Source organism: Paraeggerthella sp. Marseille-Q4926, from assembly GCF_916618935.1.
Taxonomy (GTDB): domain Bacteria; phylum Actinomycetota; class Coriobacteriia; order Coriobacteriales; family Eggerthellaceae; genus Paraeggerthella; species Paraeggerthella hominis.
This window is the reverse complement of sequence record NZ_CAKAKF010000003.1, coordinates 264396-278830: the sequence shown is the minus strand read 5'-3', so window position 1 is coordinate 278830 and position 14435 is coordinate 264396. Positions and strand designations below refer to the sequence as shown.

At 63.8% G+C, this 14435-nt stretch carries 20 protein-coding genes; 19 read left to right on the top strand and 1 reads right to left on the bottom strand.

Annotated features, from left to right (window positions below):
* The first annotated feature begins 44 nt into the window (after window positions 1–44).
* The 18 genes from LG373_RS06360 to LG373_RS06280 all read left to right on the top strand — a co-directional run bounded on the left by LG373_RS06360 (window position 45) and on the right by LG373_RS06280 (window position 12949).
* Window positions 45–548, top strand: coding sequence for a hypothetical protein (locus tag LG373_RS06360; RefSeq protein WP_114565904.1), 504 nt, complete (start codon window positions 45–47; stop codon window positions 546–548).
* A 19-nt stretch (window positions 549–567) separates the two neighbouring features.
* Entirely contained in the window at window positions 568–1431 is an 864-nt protein-coding gene (locus LG373_RS06355) for a hypothetical protein (RefSeq protein ID WP_225749331.1), read from the top strand.
* A 2-nt stretch (window positions 1432–1433) separates the two neighbouring features.
* The gene (locus LG373_RS06350; protein ID WP_114565902.1) at window positions 1434–1628 is read left to right on the top strand and encodes a hypothetical protein; all 195 of its coding nucleotides are present in this window, start codon (window positions 1434–1436) and stop codon (window positions 1626–1628) included.
* 15 nt (window positions 1629–1643) lie between these two features.
* The gene (locus LG373_RS06345) at window positions 1644–2033 is read left to right on the top strand and encodes a Gp19/Gp15/Gp42 family protein (protein WP_114565901.1); all 390 of its coding nucleotides are present in this window, start codon (window positions 1644–1646) and stop codon (window positions 2031–2033) included.
* A gap of 17 nt (window positions 2034–2050) precedes the next feature.
* Window positions 2051–2368 carry a hypothetical protein gene (locus tag LG373_RS06340; protein WP_114565900.1) on the top strand — a complete coding sequence of 106 codons (318 nt, stop codon included), beginning with the start codon at window positions 2051–2053 and terminating at the stop codon, window positions 2366–2368.
* On the top strand, window positions 2361–2633 hold the full coding sequence (locus tag LG373_RS06335; protein ID WP_114565899.1) for a hypothetical protein: 273 nt from the start codon (window positions 2361–2363) through the stop codon (window positions 2631–2633). The genes LG373_RS06340 and LG373_RS06335 overlap by 8 nt, the downstream gene beginning before the upstream one ends.
* A gap of 4 nt (window positions 2634–2637) precedes the next feature.
* On the top strand, window positions 2638–2979 hold the full coding sequence (locus LG373_RS06330; protein WP_216528649.1) for a hypothetical protein: 342 nt from the start codon (window positions 2638–2640) through the stop codon (window positions 2977–2979).
* Window positions 2980–3020: 41 nt separating this feature from the next.
* Window positions 3021–3587, top strand: a complete 567-nt coding sequence (locus LG373_RS06325; protein ID WP_114565898.1) for a phage tail protein — start codon at window positions 3021–3023, stop codon at window positions 3585–3587.
* The gene (locus LG373_RS06320) at window positions 3587–3886 is read left to right on the top strand and encodes a hypothetical protein (RefSeq protein ID WP_225749330.1); all 300 of its coding nucleotides are present in this window, start codon (window positions 3587–3589) and stop codon (window positions 3884–3886) included. The genes LG373_RS06325 and LG373_RS06320 overlap by 1 nt, the downstream gene beginning before the upstream one ends.
* Window positions 3887–4038: 152 nt before the next feature.
* A complete protein-coding gene (locus tag LG373_RS06315; RefSeq protein WP_147269840.1) occupies window positions 4039–4248 on the top strand; it encodes a hypothetical protein in 210 nt (69 codons plus the stop codon).
* Complete coding sequence (locus tag LG373_RS06310) at window positions 4229–6577, top strand: hypothetical protein (RefSeq protein WP_225749329.1); 2349 nt, start codon at window positions 4229–4231, stop codon at window positions 6575–6577. The genes LG373_RS06315 and LG373_RS06310 overlap by 20 nt, the downstream gene beginning before the upstream one ends.
* Before the next feature lie 3 nt (window positions 6578–6580).
* Window positions 6581–7456 carry a hypothetical protein gene (locus tag LG373_RS06305; RefSeq protein WP_114565894.1) on the top strand — a complete coding sequence of 292 codons (876 nt, stop codon included), beginning with the start codon at window positions 6581–6583 and terminating at the stop codon, window positions 7454–7456.
* On the top strand, window positions 7457–7909 hold the full coding sequence (locus tag LG373_RS06300; RefSeq protein WP_225749328.1) for a hypothetical protein: 453 nt from the start codon (window positions 7457–7459) through the stop codon (window positions 7907–7909). It abuts the gene before it with no gap.
* Window positions 7910–11083, top strand: coding sequence for a phage tail protein (locus LG373_RS06295; RefSeq protein WP_225749327.1), 3174 nt, complete (start codon window positions 7910–7912; stop codon window positions 11081–11083).
* 5 nt (window positions 11084–11088) lie between these two features.
* Window positions 11089–11358: a hypothetical protein gene (locus tag LG373_RS06290; RefSeq protein ID WP_225749326.1), complete on the top strand. Its 270-nt coding sequence runs from the start codon at window positions 11089–11091 to the stop codon at window positions 11356–11358.
* A 25-nt stretch (window positions 11359–11383) separates the two neighbouring features.
* On the top strand, window positions 11384–11518 hold the full coding sequence (locus tag LG373_RS12255) for a CD1375 family protein (protein ID WP_255616278.1): 135 nt from the start codon (window positions 11384–11386) through the stop codon (window positions 11516–11518).
* Window positions 11519–11613: 95 nt separating this feature from the next.
* The gene (locus LG373_RS06285) at window positions 11614–11967 is read left to right on the top strand and encodes a phage holin family protein (protein WP_225749325.1); all 354 of its coding nucleotides are present in this window, start codon (window positions 11614–11616) and stop codon (window positions 11965–11967) included.
* Window position 11968: 1 nt separating this feature from the next.
* Window positions 11969–12949 carry a peptidoglycan recognition family protein gene (locus LG373_RS06280; protein WP_225749324.1) on the top strand — a complete coding sequence of 327 codons (981 nt, stop codon included), beginning with the start codon at window positions 11969–11971 and terminating at the stop codon, window positions 12947–12949.
* A 203-nt stretch (window positions 12950–13152) separates the two neighbouring features.
* Here LG373_RS06280 and LG373_RS12250 read toward each other — a convergent pair whose 3' ends face one another.
* Window positions 13153–13284, bottom strand: a complete 132-nt coding sequence (locus LG373_RS12250; RefSeq protein ID WP_255616277.1) for a hypothetical protein — start codon at window positions 13282–13284, stop codon at window positions 13153–13155.
* 261 nt (window positions 13285–13545) lie between these two features.
* Here LG373_RS12250 and LG373_RS06275 point away from each other — a divergent pair, with 261 nt between their 5' ends.
* A complete protein-coding gene (locus LG373_RS06275) occupies window positions 13546–14337 on the top strand; it encodes an HAD family phosphatase (protein WP_225749323.1) in 792 nt (263 codons plus the stop codon).
* The last annotated feature ends 98 nt before the right edge of the window (window positions 14338–14435 follow it).

Genomic DNA, 14435 nt, shown 5'->3' with positions numbered 1-14435 from the left:
GACGCGAACCAAGCGCGCCGCATGGCGCAGGAAGGATGGTCATCATGGCCGAAGACAACATCACAACGATCGAACCGACAGAGCCGACGCAGAACGGCGACGGAGGCACCGAGCCGCAGGGCGCAGGCGCTCCGGCAGCCGACACGACCGACTGGAAGGCGGAGGCCCGCAAATGGGAGAAGAGGGCGAAGGCGAGCGCGAAGCAGCAGGACGGCAGCAAGACGACCGACGAGGAGCTTGCCAGCATCCGAGCCGAGCTCGACGCTATGAGGGCCGAGCGCGACCAGAAGGCGTGGCTCGCCGAAGTGTCCGAGGAAACCGGCGTCTCCGCAGACCTCGTCAGAGGAGCGACCAAGGAGGAGATGAAGGCGCACGCAGAGGCCATCGCGAAAGCGTACAAGAAGCCCTCCGCGCCGTCCGGCCAGTCCGACACCCGCAAGGGAGGCGACGGCAACGGCCCGAAGATGACCAAGCAGGAGATCCTTGCGATCAAGAACAGCAAGGAGAGAAAAGCCGCGATCGCGGAGAACATCGATTTGTTCAAATAAACCGAAAGGATGATGAAAAATGGCAGACGCAAACCTCAGCACCGCGTCCCGCGTCCTCGACATCGAGTTCGCCAGCAAGTTCGAGCAGGGCGTGACCGCGTTCATGACGGTGTTCGGCATCGAGACGCCGCAGACGCTCACCGCCGGGACCCAGATCCAGATGTACACCGTGGAGGGATCCCTGTCCGAAGCCGAGGTAACTCCCGGCGACGACATCCCTCTGTCCAAGTACGAGCACAAGAAGGTAGGAGATCCGTACGCTGTGAAGCTCAAGTCCTACCGCAAGGCCACCACCAAGCAGGACATCCTGAAGTACGGGTTCGACGCCGCCGTCGAGAAGACCGACAAGAAGATGATCCAGGACATCCAGGGCGGGCTGCGCAAGGACTTCTTCGCGTTCCTGAAGGCGGGGACCGGCACCGCGACCGGCAAGACGTTCCAGGCTGCGATCGCGAACACCTGGGGCGCGCTCACCAAAGCGCTCAACGAGAAGGACGAGAACGGCACGCCGGTGTTCTTCGTCAACCCGCTCGACGTCGCCGAGTACCTCGGAGCCTCGACGATCAACAACATCGAGACCGCGTTCGGCTTCACCTACCTCAAGAACTTCCTCGGCATCGGAGACTGCATCCTCGACGCGAACCAGGCGAAGGGAACCGTCTGCGCGACGCCTAAGGAGAACATCAACGTCTACGCCGTCGACTTCGCCGCGCTGGGCGAGGCTGGCTTCAGCTACCAGTTCGACGAGTCCGGCTTCATCGGCGTCCACCACGAGCCCAAGTACACCAACGGCACGGCCGAGACCTACGCCGACACCGGCGTGCTCCTGTTCCCGGAGGTAGCGAACTACATCGTCAAGGGCGCCATCGAGGCGGGCGTCTAATCATGGCCAAACTGCGAGTGATCAAGTGCTTCACCGACAATACCCTAAACGACAAGAAGGGCGGCGTCCGCTGGGAGGGCGAAGTGTTCGATGCGCCCGCCAACCGCGCTAAGGCGCTCATCGAAGCCGGCAAGGTCGAGGAGGTAAAAACCGAGCATGTCAACAAGCCCGACGAGAAGGTCGAGAAAGAGGAGTAAGGAGGTGCCGCTGGCATGGAGGCTTACGCGAGCGTAGAAGATCTCCAAGCGCGCTGGCGACCTCTTTCGAGCGGTGACGAGAAGGCGCGCGCGGAGCAGAAGCTGAAGGACGCGTCCCTCGTCGTCGCCGACGAGTGCCGGAGATTCGGCGTTGAGCTGGATATCGACGATGAGCTGACGAAGGACGCGCTCTCGCTCACCGTATGCGAGATGGTGAAGCGAGCGATGATGTCGCATGTCGACCAGGCTCCGATAACGCAGGGCGGCGTGACCGTTGGGCCGTTCAGCCAGTCCCTAACCTACGCGAACCCGACCGGCGACCTTTACCTGACGTCTGCGGAGAGGCGAAGGCTCGGCATCGGCCGCCAGAGCGCCGGATTCGTCCACCCGTGGGGTGATGCGTGATGCTCCATGGAACCACGGTGATCGTCGAAACCAAGGCGCAAGCAGGGAAAGACTCCCATGGGAACCCCGTCTACGACGTCGCGGTAGAGACCGTCGGCAACGTCCTGGCGGCCGTCGGCCCCACGTCCTCCATCGGAGAGTCAAACCGTCCGGAGGGCGTGTCCGTCGCCTACACGCTGTACTTCCCGAAATCCTACGGCGGCAGCTTGGAGAAGGCGCGGGTGTGGGTCTACGGAGAATGGTTCGATGTCATCGGCGACCCACGCCCGTGGCTCGACCCAGAGCCTCCCGGCGACTGGAACAGAGAAGTGGAGGTGACGGCGACCCATGGCTGATATAAGCGGCCTCAAGATCAACGGGCAAGCTGCGCGCGAGATCATGAAGATGCCGGCCGTGAGGGCGGACCTCGTGGCGAGAGGGCAGCGCATCGCGCGCAACGCCGAGGGCATGAGCGAGAGCGGGAACGCTCGCTACGGCGTCGTGGCGAAGAACCTGGAGGTTTCGGCGCACGTTTTCGTGCAGACCGCAGACGCCGCATCAATCGCGTCGAACGCGAAGCACAACTCCCTCGTGAAGTCAGTCGATGCGGGAAAGGGGTGATGCCATGCCTTACGACATCGAGGCTGCGCTCGTCGCATGGATAGCCGCGAACACCGGATGGGACGCTGCAACGGAGGTCCCGAACCCGCGCCCGGAGCGCTTCGTGTCGATCGAGCGCACCGGCGGAGGGGTGACAGGCGTCGTCTTGGACAACCCTGCCGTCGCCATCCAATGCTGGGCGCAGACGAGAGCGGAGGCGGCGGAGATGGCGTGCAGCATCCGCGACATGCTGCCGTCGTTCAAGCGCGAGGCGAACGTCAGGGCGGTTTCCATCAACTCGATTGCGAGCTTCCCGGCTGCCGATTCGCCACGTTACCAGATAGTCGCGGACATAAAAACGGTTTAGCCGCTCTCTTCGGGCGGCTTATCAGCATAGGAGGATGAGATATGGCGCAAAACGCTGAAAACGTGCACATTCCGAAGCCCAAAGTAGGAGGATCCGTGTACTCGGCCGACCGAGGGACAAATGTGCCGACCGACGCATCAACGGCGCTGCAGGAAGGGTTCAACAGCCTCGGCTACATCCACGAGGACGGCATCACGGAGGCCATCAACGGCGACACGGAGGGATTCAAAGCGTTCGGAGGAGACGAGGTCGCCGTCGTCAGGACCGATCACGAGGTGACGTACGCGTTCCACCCGATCGAGACGAACAAGCACGCGCTGGCAGAGCGGTACGGGCAGGACAACGTGACGGTCGACAGTAAAGGCAACATCGCCGTGCTGGTGAACAGCAAGCAGTCCGCCGCGCGATCCTACGTGTTCGAGGTGCTCCTTTCCGAGACCATGGTGGAGCGGACCGTCGTCCCTCGCGGGAAGGTCATCGAGGTCGGAGAGATGAAGTACTCCGGATCCGAGCCTCTCGGATCCGAGATCAAGATCAAGGCACTTCCGGACGAGCAGGGAAACAAGGCGTACAAGTACTACGCCGAAATCGAGGAGGAGAGCGCGTAATGGCGACGAACGGCAAAGCAAAGGCGAACGAAACGCCCGTAACCGTAAACGTAAAGGGAATCGACGTTACGGTCGACAAAGAGGTGATGAACGACATCGAGGTAGTGGAGCTTCTCGGAGAGATGCAGGACGGCAACATCTTCGCGTTCCCGAAGCTGTGCAAGCGCGTCTTCGGCGACCAGTACCCGAAGGTGAAGAACGCGCTCGCGAACAAGGCGGGAGTGACTACGGCCACGTCCATGACCGGGTTCTTCAACGAGCTCATGGCGAAGATGAACGAGGGAGAGGCAAAAAACTGATCTTCTTCGCCGAGGTGCGCCGCAAGTACCCGGACGAGCTTAGAGCCGACCTCCAGAGGTACTACGGCGTCTGCATCGACGACGTGGGAGGGAGCGTGTCGGTCAGGCATGCGGCGTCTCTGTCCCGCAGCCTGCCGAGAGGCTCGCTCACTTTGGCGAAGATCAACCCGGAAACGCAGTGGACGGACGCCGAGTGGATGCTCTTCAACCTGCTCAACTCGTGGCGCGACAAGGACGGCCAACTTGTCCCGCCTTGGAGGGAGGCTCCTAAGAAGCGCTCCGCGTCCATGACGCAGGAAGAGTACGAGAGAAGGCTGTCGATGCCGAGGAAGGAGGCTCGCGATGGCAAGCGAATTGGCTAGCGCGTACGTCGCGCTGTACCCGAAGCTGAAGAAGGCGAACATCGCCGCGCAGCTGAAATCAGTCGACGCGAGCAGCGCCGGGGACTCGGTCGGCAAGTCGTTCGGAGGAAGCTTCGGAGGAGCGGCGGCAACGGCGGCAAAAGCAGGGCTCGCAGCGCTCGTGGCAGCGGCTGCTGCCGCCGTCGCCGGCGTCGCAAAGGTTGCCGGATCCGCGCTCGAAAGCTACGCATCCTACGAGCAGCTGGTTGGAGGCGTCGACACGCTGTTCAAGGAGAGCAGCGGGAAGCTCCAGGCTTACGCTGCCGGCGCGTACAAGACGGCCGGCATGAGCGCGAACCAGTACATGGAGCAGGCTACGTCGTTCAGCGCGTCGCTGCTGCAGAGCCTCGGCGGCGACACCAACGCCGCCGTCGAGTACGCGAACATGGCGATCACCGACATGTCGGACAACGCGAACAAGGTGGGCACCGACATGGGGCGCATCACCGACGCGTACCAAGGCTTCGCGAAGCAGAACTTCACGATGCTCGACAACCTCAAGCTAGGCTACGGAGGAACAAAGGAGGAGATGCAGCGCCTGCTCGACGATGCCGAGAAGATATCGGGAATCAAGTACGACATCTCTTCCTACGCCGACATCGTGGAAGCCATCCACGTGGTGCAGCAGGAGATGGGCATCACAGGCACCACCGCGCAGGAGGCCGCAGCCACCATTGAAGGATCTGTTGCGATGGCGAAAGCCGCCTACTCGAACTGGCTCACCGGGCTTGCCGACGAGAACGCCGACCTCGAAGCGCTGACCGGCCAGCTTGTCGATTCCGTCGTCACGGCCGCTGGGAACATAATCCCGAGGCTCGGTCGCATCCTAGGGACGGCCTTGGGTTCGATACCGCAGCTCGTCGCAAAAGTAGGTCCGGAGCTTGCTGCGTCGCTGGGGACGATGTTCTCGACCGCGTTCGAGACCGTGAAGGGCTCGCTTCCGCAAGGAATGCAGGATTCCATCGCGGCGGCGACAGGGTCGCTGCAGGAAGCGTTCGGCCCGATCGTGTCGGAGATAGGCGAGAAACTCCCGTCGGCCATCGCGACGGCGCAAGAGTGGATAGGACGCCTCGTCGACGCGTTCGCCCCTGTAGCAGCTCAGTTCGCGGGGACGCTGGCGGCAGCGTTCTCGACCGCGTCGACGCTTCTCGAGAGCCTCGGAAGCGCCATAGGCCAGTGGGTGATCCCGGCATTGGAGCAGCTTGCTCCGATGATCGGCGACTTTCTCGGGGCAGCGCAGCGCATGTACGAGGCGCTTCAGCCTGTCGCCGACTTCCTCGGCACCGTGCTCGGGGCAGCCCTGTCGCTGGTCGTCGCCCTCTTCGGAGGAATCGTGCAGGCCGCCACATTCGCCATCGACGCGTTCACCGGGTTCGTCGAGTTCCTTGCAGGATTGCCTGAATCGGTGAACCAGTTCGTGACGAACGTCGGCGCTTTCTTCTCGCAGCTCCCTATGCTCGTCAAGTCGTGGCTCGACCAGGCGGTCGCAGACGCGGTCGCATGGGCGTCCTCGATGGCGGCGCAGGCCGTGGCGGCAGGATCATGGTTCGTGAGCAGCGTCGTGTCGTTCTTTGCCGGGCTTCCAGGATCGGTGTCGGGATTCCTCTCGTCTGCTGTATCTGCTGCAGCGTCGTGGGCGGCGTCGATGGCGAGCCAGGCGGCGACGGCAGGATCCCAGTTCGTCGGAAACGTGATCTCTTTCGTATCGAGCCTTCCTGGAAAGGTCGCCGGGTTCGCCGGGCAGATGGCGTCAGCAGCCGGCGACATGGTACGAGGGATGGTGTCGGGCGTCCGCGACGCAGCGGGTGCTGTTTGGGACGCCATCGTAAACGTGTGCTCCGGTGCGCTCGACGCCGTGAAGAGCTTCTTCGGCATCGCGTCGCCGTCAAAGGTCATGAAGGCGACCTTCAAATGGGTGCCGCTCGGAGCTGCGGATGGCATCGACGCCGCCGCCGGATCGGTCGCAAAGTCGATGGCCGCGATGGGAGTCGGTACCGTGAGCGCCGCTGCGAAAGTAGCAGACGCGATCGCTGCGCCGTTCTCGAACATGGCGATCTCGGCCCCGAGGCTGTCATCGCCCGGCTATGCGGCATCGAGCGGGATGGCAATCTCGGCAAACAAGAACGGCTCGCTCACGAAAGAAGACGTGTACGACGCGATGGTAGCCGCTATCGGCTCGGCAGGAGGCGGCGAGGTCGCCGTGTACGTCGACGGAAAGAAGCTGGCGTCTTCTATCGCCAAACCCATGGGCGTCGAGCTTGCCAGGGCGGAAAACCTGGGGAGGTGGTAGAGGATGGAGGCTATAAACCCTAAAAACAGAATCATAGTCGGAGGCGTCGACCTGTTCGAGCGGTTCGGCATGGTGATGTCCGACGACTGCACGCTGTCCCCTCCGGCTCCGAAGACCTACCTGGTCGACGTTCCGGGCGGCAGCGGGTCGATAGACCTCACCGAGGCGATGACGGGCGACGTCGCGTACGGGGCCAGGAAGCAGTCGTTCGTGTTCGGCGTCATCGAGCCGGAGATGTTCGAGCGGATCAAGACGGAGGCGTCGAACTTCCTCCACGGGCGGAGGCTCGATTACTCGCTGACGATGGACCCGGGGTACACCTACCATGGCCGCTTCTCGATAGACGAGTACTACAGCAAGGCGCATATCGGCTACTTCAAGGTCGACGTCGAGGCCGACCCGTGGAAAACCAAGGGGACGCAGACGTACCGCCTCGACGCGAGCGGAGGCAGGATGTTCCGCTTCGAGTGCGGGCGGCGTCCCGTGCGCCCGACGATCGAATGCTCGCATCCTTGCAGGATCGAGTTCGGCGGGAAGGCGCAGACCGTCCCGGCCGGGACGTGGAGGCTCAACGACGTGCTGTTCGAGCAAGGGTGGAACGAGATGTACGTCAACAGCTTCGAGGTGATCAACACGTGCTGGTTCGAGCTCGCCGAGGGAGAGGGGCACGCGACGACGTGGAACGCGGCCGGGTCGATGAGGTGGGACGAGCTGCGCGCGCTCAACGGGCAGGGCCTCATGCGCTCGAAGACGTGGGAGGACATGGCGGGGTCCCGCTGGAGCGACGAGAGCGGGACGAGATGGGCGGAGCTTCGCTACAAGACGCCGCTCGGAGACGAGACGGAGGCGTTCGTATCATACGATTGGAGTGATCTGTAAATGGCAACGGCCAATTTGGGATTAGAGGAGATAAACGGATCCGACTACATCGATCCGGCTGTTTTCAACCGAAACAGCAATAAGATCGACAAGCTCGGCAAGAAGTACGTCGTGGACAGCGGGAAGTCGGGCGAATGGGAATGGGAGAAGTGGAGCGACGGCACCGCCGTGTGCCGCATCCGCCGCAAGACGTTCCCGTCCCATGCGTTCGGCGGATGGGGCGAGCTGTGGGCGACGTCAGCCATGAGGTTCTCGGCGTACCCGTTCAACTTCGCCGAGGTGCCGTCCGTGAAGATAGAGTTCGAGGGCTGCGACAGCTCCGGCAACTGGCCGTTCGTCTCCAAGACGAGCGAGTCGACGACGAGCCAGTCGCCCGCGTTCTGCCTGTACTCCGCCATGCAGGAGACGGTGACGAACCCGAAGTTCTCCATCGAAGCGAGGGGCAGGGTCTAGATGTGGCGCGTCAAGTACGGCGGGCAGTACCTCCACGACCCCGTGGGGGACGAGCACGCGCTCACCGACATCCGCATGGGGATGGAGGCGAACGCGGCGGGATGGTGCGAGTTCACGATCCCCGAGGGCCATCCTCTGAAGAGCATGTTGAAGGACAGGGACAGGTCGAACCCCGTCGAGGTGTGGCTCGACGACGAGATGCTGTGGGCGGGGTTCGTCTACGAGAGGAGCAGCGACTTCCTGCTCTCGGGCAGGGTGTCGTGCAAAGGCGAGCTCGCCTACCTCGGCGACGTGCTGGTGCGACCGTACTCGACTGTCCCGGGAAAGCAGCCCCTCACGGCTCCGAGCTCCGTCGACGGGTACTTCTCATGGCTCATCGAACAGTACAACGAGCGCGTGGACTCATCGCGCCGGTTCGTCGTCGGGGTCAACAACGGGGCGGCGCTTGACAGGAACAACCACATACTTCGGGAATCCTCGCAGCTTCCCACGGTGTCGAGCGAGATACAGGACAAGCTGATCGAGCGGCTCGGAGGGTACCTGTTCGTCAGGCGAAGCGGAGGCGTCCGCTACATCGACTACCTGGCCGAGTGCTCAGACGTCAACGCCCAGGTGATCGACTTCGGGGAGAACCTGCTCGACTTCGCGCGCACCGACACGACCAATGGGCTGTTCACCGCCGTCCGGCCCGAGGGGAAAGACGGGCTGACGCTCGAGTCCATGCCGGACGGAACGTACCCGAAGGACGCCGCCTTCTGCAAGGAAGGAGACGTCCTGGTCCACAGGGAGGCGGCGGAGCGCTACGGCGTCATCGAGATGCAGTACTCGAACCCCGACGCCGGGACCGTGGAGGGGCTGTGCGATTCGGCGGCGACCGCGCTGCGCCCGCACGTGGAGCCGAAGACGACCATCGAGGCGAAGCTCGTCGACATGGCTATGATGGCGGTCGGGAGGTTCAAGCCGCTCAGGGTCGGGGAGCTCGTGCGCGTGAGGTCGAGGCCGCACGGGTTCGACGGGTACATGCTCGTGTCGAAGATCGAGCCTGACCTGCTCGACCCGTCGCGGTCGGTCTACACGCTCGGAACGACGTTCGACTCCCTCACCGGGGAGACGAACAGGCAGATACGCAGGCTCAACGCGTCCATCAACTCCGCGTACGACGCCATGGCCCCCATCGGGCAGGCGGCCAAGGACGCGGCCGAGAAGGCGGAGGCCGTCGACAAGATCGCCAAGGACGCGGCCGAGAAGGCGGAGGCCGTCGACAAGATCGCCAAGGACGCGGCCGGCTTGGCTCAAAGCGCCCTCGACGCTCTGGCGGACCTGCACGGCGCCTACGTGCACATCAGGTTCTCCGCAAGCCCAGACGGCGTCCCTATGACCGAGGCCCCGCAGGCCGACACCGCCTACATGGGCATATGCTCGAACGGATCTCCAGACGGCCCCGCGGACCCGGACGCCTACTCGTGGGCGCGCACGCTTGGATCCAGCGGCGAGGACGGCGTGCCCGGCGCTCCTGGAGCGGACGGCGCTCCGAGCTACCTGCACGTCAAGTGGTCGGAATCGCCCACGGGCGACCCCATGTCCGAGACGCCCGGCCCCTACATGGGCACGTGCGTGGATTCGACCGAGGCCGATCCGATCGACCCGGCGCTCTACACCTGGACCAGGATCAAGGGCGACAAGGGCGACCGTGGAGAGCGGGGGCTTCAAGGCTTGCAGGGCGAAGACGGCGCGCAGGGCATGCCTGGCAAGCCCGGTGCGGACGGCAAGCCTGGCGTGTCGAGCTATACCCATATAGCCTATTCGAACAGCGCGGACGGAACCGTTGATTTCAGCTTGAACGAAAGCGACCGCGCCTATATAGGAATGTACGTCGATAGCGTGCAGGAAGACAGCAGCACCCCATCCAAGTACGCATGGAGCAAGATAAAGGGCGCTGACGGCGCGAACGGAACGCCCGGAAAGCCGGGAGAGGACGGAAAGACGCCGTACCTCCATATAGCATACGCTAACAGCGCAGACGGCACGTCCGGCTTCTCGACGACGGACAGCACGGGAAAGCTGTATATAGGCCAGTACACGGACCATGCGCAAGCGGACAGCTCAACTCCGTCTATGTACGCATGGACTAAGATAAAGGGAGAGCAAGGCCCGCAGGGAAAGCCGGGAGCAAACGGGCAAGACGGAGCAGACGGAAAGACGCTGTACGGTACGTGTTCAACTGCTGCTGCGACGGCTGCGAAGGCGGTTTCCGACGTGGCGGGTTTCTCGCTGTACCCAGGGGCGGCCGTCGCCGTCACGTTCTCGCATTCCAACACGGCGAGCCTGCCGACGCTCGACGTGAACGGATCGGGCGCGAAGCGGATCATGATAAACGGAGCGAACGCTGCTTTCTGGGTTCCCGGCTCAACCGTGCCGTTCGTGTACGACGGAACCGCCTGGCAGGCGTGCAACGCGCCGATCTACGGATCGACCGCGACGATCGGCAGCCCGTCGGGCGGCAACGTGTACGTGGACGGAGACAGCGTCTCGGTGAGGCAGGGCACCACCGTGCTCGCGCGCCTCAAAGCGGGGCTCCTGGAGCTTGCGGCCAACTCTGCGAACGCGGTCATCAAGCTCTGCGGCGGCAAGGGGGCGATAGCCTACTACGCGGGCACCGACCAGCTGGCGGTCATGGCCCCAGGCTCGATCGCGCTCGCCGCCTGCCGGACGCTCTCCGACGGGACCGTGCAGCCCTACGACTCCGGCGTCTCGTGCAACAGAAGCGGCGTGCTCCTGAAGGGGGCCGTGGAGGCGTCGGGCACCTTCAGGCTCAACGGCGGCAACATGGCCGACTTCGTGGTGGCCCAGGGCACGAGCGGCATCTGGCGGTGGCGCAAGTGGGCGTCGGGGTTCGCCGAGTGCTGGGGCGCAACGTCCACGCCGACGTCCACGAACATGCAGTGGGGCGGCATGACGTACGACGGGACGATGCGCGGAGGCCACGCCCTCCCGTTCGCCCTTACGAATCTCGTGCATGCAGACGTCGTCATCGAGGACCCGGGCGGCGGAGCGTTCTGGCCCGGCGTGCACACGGTGTTCGGAGACAAAGCCCCGAAGTTCTTCGTCCTGAGCGTCGGCAACTACTCGAGAACGGTGTACCTGCACTACTACGTTACCGGAACATGGAGGTGATGGGCATGGCCGGCATGAGGATCGTCGACGAGAACGGGAACGAGATAGCCAACCCCGACCTGTCGGCCGGGACGCTGTCCCCGACCATAGTCGTCAGGAAGGGAGCCGTCCCGCCCGACGACGTGGAGAAGTTCGCGTGGGCGGACGACGACTACGAGGAGGTCGCGGTGTACGTCGAGCGGGCGGGCGCTCCAGGGCTGGCGAACGGCTCTGCGAGCATCGAGGACTTGATGGTTGCGGTCGCCGAGCTCGGCGCTCTCGTAGCGGGCGAATAAGCAGGAAAGGACAGGAGGAATCATCATGATCAAGGTTTACTACAGCCTGGTGAAGAACGGCAAGTGGGCAATCGAGAACGTCCCTGCGCTCTGGCGAGGCGGCGTGCAATCGCTCCTGGACGCAGACGAGGCCGCAGAGGACGAGGAAGCGGCCGGATAGGTCCTGTTCGCTCGAACGCAAAACCACACCGGAAAATCGACGAGGCAAGCCCTGCTGGGCTTTTCAAAGCAAAACGAGACAAGGAGAGACAAGCAATGGAGAATCTGCTGATAGCGACGGTCCTGTGCATGGCGCTGGACGTCGCGACCGGAGTGGCGGGGGCCGTCAAGGCCGGCGCGCTGAAAAGCGGGAAGATGCGGGAGGGGCTGTGGCACAAGGCCGGGTTCTTCGGCCTCATCGCGCTCGCGTACCTCTTGGAGTTCGCCGCGAGCGTGGCCGATCTCGGCATATCGGTTCCGGCTGTGAGCGCGGTGTGCGTGTTCGTCATCCTGACCGAAGTCGTGAGCATCGTCGAGAACCTGTGCGTGCTCAACCCCGACATCAGGGACAGCCCCGTCGGTAAGACGCTCGCATCGCCTGGCGGGGAGGCGGGAGAGAAGGAGGAGTAGGATGGACTGGGAAGGCCTGAACGCAGACGTGGAGATGATCCTGCCGCGCAGCTTCACCCGCGGCAGGCACGGCTCCATCCAGGCGGTCACGATCCACCACATGGCGGGCGACCTGAGCATCGAGGACTGCTACAGGACGTGGCTCGACAGCTCGACGTCGGCCCACTACGCCGTGCAGTCGGACGGCACGGTCGGTCAGCTCGTAAACGACTGGGACACCGCCTGGGCGTGCGGAAACGACTGGGCGAACCCGAACACGGTAAGCGTCGAGCACGCCAACGACGGCAGCTGGCCGTGGACGGTCGGCGAGGCAGCGCTGGAGGCTGGGGCGCACCTCGTGGCGGCTATATGCCGAAAGTACGGGCTCGGCCGCCCGGAGTGGATGGCCAACGTGTTCCCTCACAGCCACTGGTCGGCGACGCTCTGTCCCGGCGAGCTGGCCGGGTCGCAGAACGCGGAGTACATGCGCCGCGCCGGCGAGTGGTACGACAGGATGGCCGGGGCGTCCGGCGAATGGGTGCGCGACGGGAAGGGCTGGTGGTACAGGCGGGCGGACGGCTCCTGGCCTGCCGGAGAATGGCTCGCGCTCGACGCGTGGTACCGCTTCGGCGCGGACGGATACGCGCTCACCGGCTGGCAGCTTGTCGACGGCAAGTGGTACCTGTTCGGCGACGACTGCCGCATGCTAACCGGCTGGCAGAGCGTCGGCGGCAAGCGGTACTACCTGACCGGCTCCGGGGCCATGGCCACGGGATGGGCGGAGGTGGACGGAGCATGGTACTACCTGGACGCGTCGGGCGCGATGCGGACCGGATGGCTGCTCGACGGCGGCAAGTGGTACTGGCTCGACGAGTCGGGGGCGATGGCGCGCTCGACGTGCCGAAGCATCGACGGAGAATGGTACGCTTTCGGGGCATCCGGCGCGATGATCCAGGGAACCGTGAACGTCGAAGGGTCGGGCGCTCTCGATCTCGACCGATGACATCAATTACCAGTGTCCAGAGCATACGTTCGCATGGTAAGATGATGATGTCGGTATGACATCACGCTATTTTCTCTAAGGGCGCCGCGTAAACGGCGCTCGGTTTCCAAGACGTTATGGCCTTCCCGCACAAACGGGGAGGTGGGTTCCTTTCGGGCGCATCCTTCGTGGCGCGCCCTCTTTTTTTGCGTTTGGGGTTCGATTTACGGGCTTGATAAGCCCTGTGCGGCGGCCACCGGGCACGCCGCGACGCGGTCGCTCGGGTCGTCGGAACATGCAGCCGCCTCCATGTAATCGGCTAGAGCGTAGCAGCGTTTCTTCTTCATCTTCTTCATTTCGGTCTCCTTTTCGACGCTTTCCCATATCCTTCGCATATCCTAAGTTGGCGTTTTTGCGAGCTTTTCTAGCATTGGCGAATCTAAAACACCAGTTGGTAGCATACCTAGCGTATTGAGAATTAAAGAGTTATACTTCTCAATTCGTTGCATGCAACGACGGGAGCGAGGGGTAGCGCGCGGCGGGCGGGGGCCTGCATGCGAGCTCCCGTCCGCCGCGCCAAGGGCGCGGCTCCGTCGACACGATGAGAATGGAATGCCATGTCCCGGAGCGGGGATCAGAGCGCGAACGTAGAACCGAACGTTGAAGCGAAGCCGAATCAGGAGGGCGCGGAGGTTGCTGCACCCGCAGGCGCGCGCGGCCAAACGGGGTCGACCGATTCCGACGCGCCCGTGCAGTTGGCGGTGTTCGATTTCGACGGTACGAGCATTGACGGCAACTCCCCGGTCTTGCTGGTTGCCCATCTCATGAAGCTGGGCCTTCTGCGCAAGCGCGTGGTCTCGCGCATCCTGCTATGGGCGGCTGCCTACAAGCTGCGCCTTCCGCAGAACGAGGCGCGCGTGCGCGGGCTGGTGTTCACGGCTTTCGAGGGCTGGCCTGCCAAGAAAGTCGACGCGTTTCTGGCCGACTTCTACGACCACAGCATTGCGCCGATTTTCCGTCCGCAGGCCGATGCCGCCATGCGCGCCCATGCGGAAGCGGGCGACGTGGTGCTGGTGGTTTCCGCCACCTTCGAACCCATTATCCTGCGCGCCATGGAGCACCACCCCTTCGCGCACCAGGTGTCCACGCGCATGTGCGTTGCTCCTGACGGCACCTACGAGCGCCGCGTGGAGGGGCTTCCGGTCGAAGGCGAGGAGAAGCTGGCCGCGGTGCAGCGCTTCGGCGACGAGCATTTCGGCCCCGGCAAGTGGGAGCTGGCTGCCGCGTACGGCGACCATCATTCCGACCGCGTGGTTTTGGGCGCCGCGAAACAGGCGTTCGCCGTCACGCCGGACCGCCCGCTCACCCGTACGGCGCGCGCGTGCGGATGGAGCATCCTCGACTGGTAGCCTCTCGGGTTTCGGCATTTTCGGTTTGCCCGCCCCTTGATTCTCAGCCGCAGTGTTTTTGGGTTTTGAGTGCATGCCGCGCCGCATGCGTCTCTATC

Excerpts from the sequence above, each read along its gene's own strand:
- LG373_RS06305 (WP_114565894.1), top strand. The coding sequence starts at position 6,581 with ATGGAGGCTATAAACCCTAAAAACAGAATCATAGTCGGAGGCGTCGAC.
- LG373_RS06295 (WP_225749327.1), top strand. The coding sequence starts at position 7,910 with ATGTGGCGCGTCAAGTACGGCGGGCAGTACCTCCACGACCCCGTGGGG.
- LG373_RS06275 (WP_225749323.1), top strand. The coding sequence starts at position 13,546 with ATGTCCCGGAGCGGGGATCAGAGCGCGAACGTAGAACCGAACGTTGAA.
- LG373_RS06360 (WP_114565904.1), top strand. The coding sequence starts at position 45 with ATGGCCGAAGACAACATCACAACGATCGAACCGACAGAGCCGACGCAG.
- LG373_RS06325 (WP_114565898.1), top strand. The coding sequence starts at position 3,021 with ATGGCGCAAAACGCTGAAAACGTGCACATTCCGAAGCCCAAAGTAGGA.
- LG373_RS06355 (WP_225749331.1), top strand. The coding sequence starts at position 568 with ATGGCAGACGCAAACCTCAGCACCGCGTCCCGCGTCCTCGACATCGAG.
- LG373_RS12255 (WP_255616278.1), top strand. The coding sequence starts at position 11,384 with ATGATCAAGGTTTACTACAGCCTGGTGAAGAACGGCAAGTGGGCAATC.
- LG373_RS06280 (WP_225749324.1), top strand. The coding sequence starts at position 11,969 with ATGGACTGGGAAGGCCTGAACGCAGACGTGGAGATGATCCTGCCGCGC.
- LG373_RS06310 (WP_225749329.1), top strand. The coding sequence starts at position 4,229 with ATGGCAAGCGAATTGGCTAGCGCGTACGTCGCGCTGTACCCGAAGCTG.
- LG373_RS06345 (WP_114565901.1), top strand. The coding sequence starts at position 1,644 with ATGGAGGCTTACGCGAGCGTAGAAGATCTCCAAGCGCGCTGGCGACCT.
- LG373_RS06320 (WP_225749330.1), top strand. The coding sequence starts at position 3,587 with ATGGCGACGAACGGCAAAGCAAAGGCGAACGAAACGCCCGTAACCGTA.
- LG373_RS12250 (WP_255616277.1), bottom strand. The coding sequence starts at position 13,284 with ATGAAGAAGATGAAGAAGAAACGCTGCTACGCTCTAGCCGATTACATG.
- LG373_RS06330 (WP_216528649.1), top strand. The coding sequence starts at position 2,638 with ATGCCTTACGACATCGAGGCTGCGCTCGTCGCATGGATAGCCGCGAAC.
- LG373_RS06350 (WP_114565902.1), top strand. The coding sequence starts at position 1,434 with ATGGCCAAACTGCGAGTGATCAAGTGCTTCACCGACAATACCCTAAAC.
- LG373_RS06290 (WP_225749326.1), top strand. The coding sequence starts at position 11,089 with ATGGCCGGCATGAGGATCGTCGACGAGAACGGGAACGAGATAGCCAAC.
- LG373_RS06285 (WP_225749325.1), top strand. The coding sequence starts at position 11,614 with ATGGAGAATCTGCTGATAGCGACGGTCCTGTGCATGGCGCTGGACGTC.
- LG373_RS06300 (WP_225749328.1), top strand. The coding sequence starts at position 7,457 with ATGGCAACGGCCAATTTGGGATTAGAGGAGATAAACGGATCCGACTAC.
- LG373_RS06335 (WP_114565899.1), top strand. The coding sequence starts at position 2,361 with ATGGCTGATATAAGCGGCCTCAAGATCAACGGGCAAGCTGCGCGCGAG.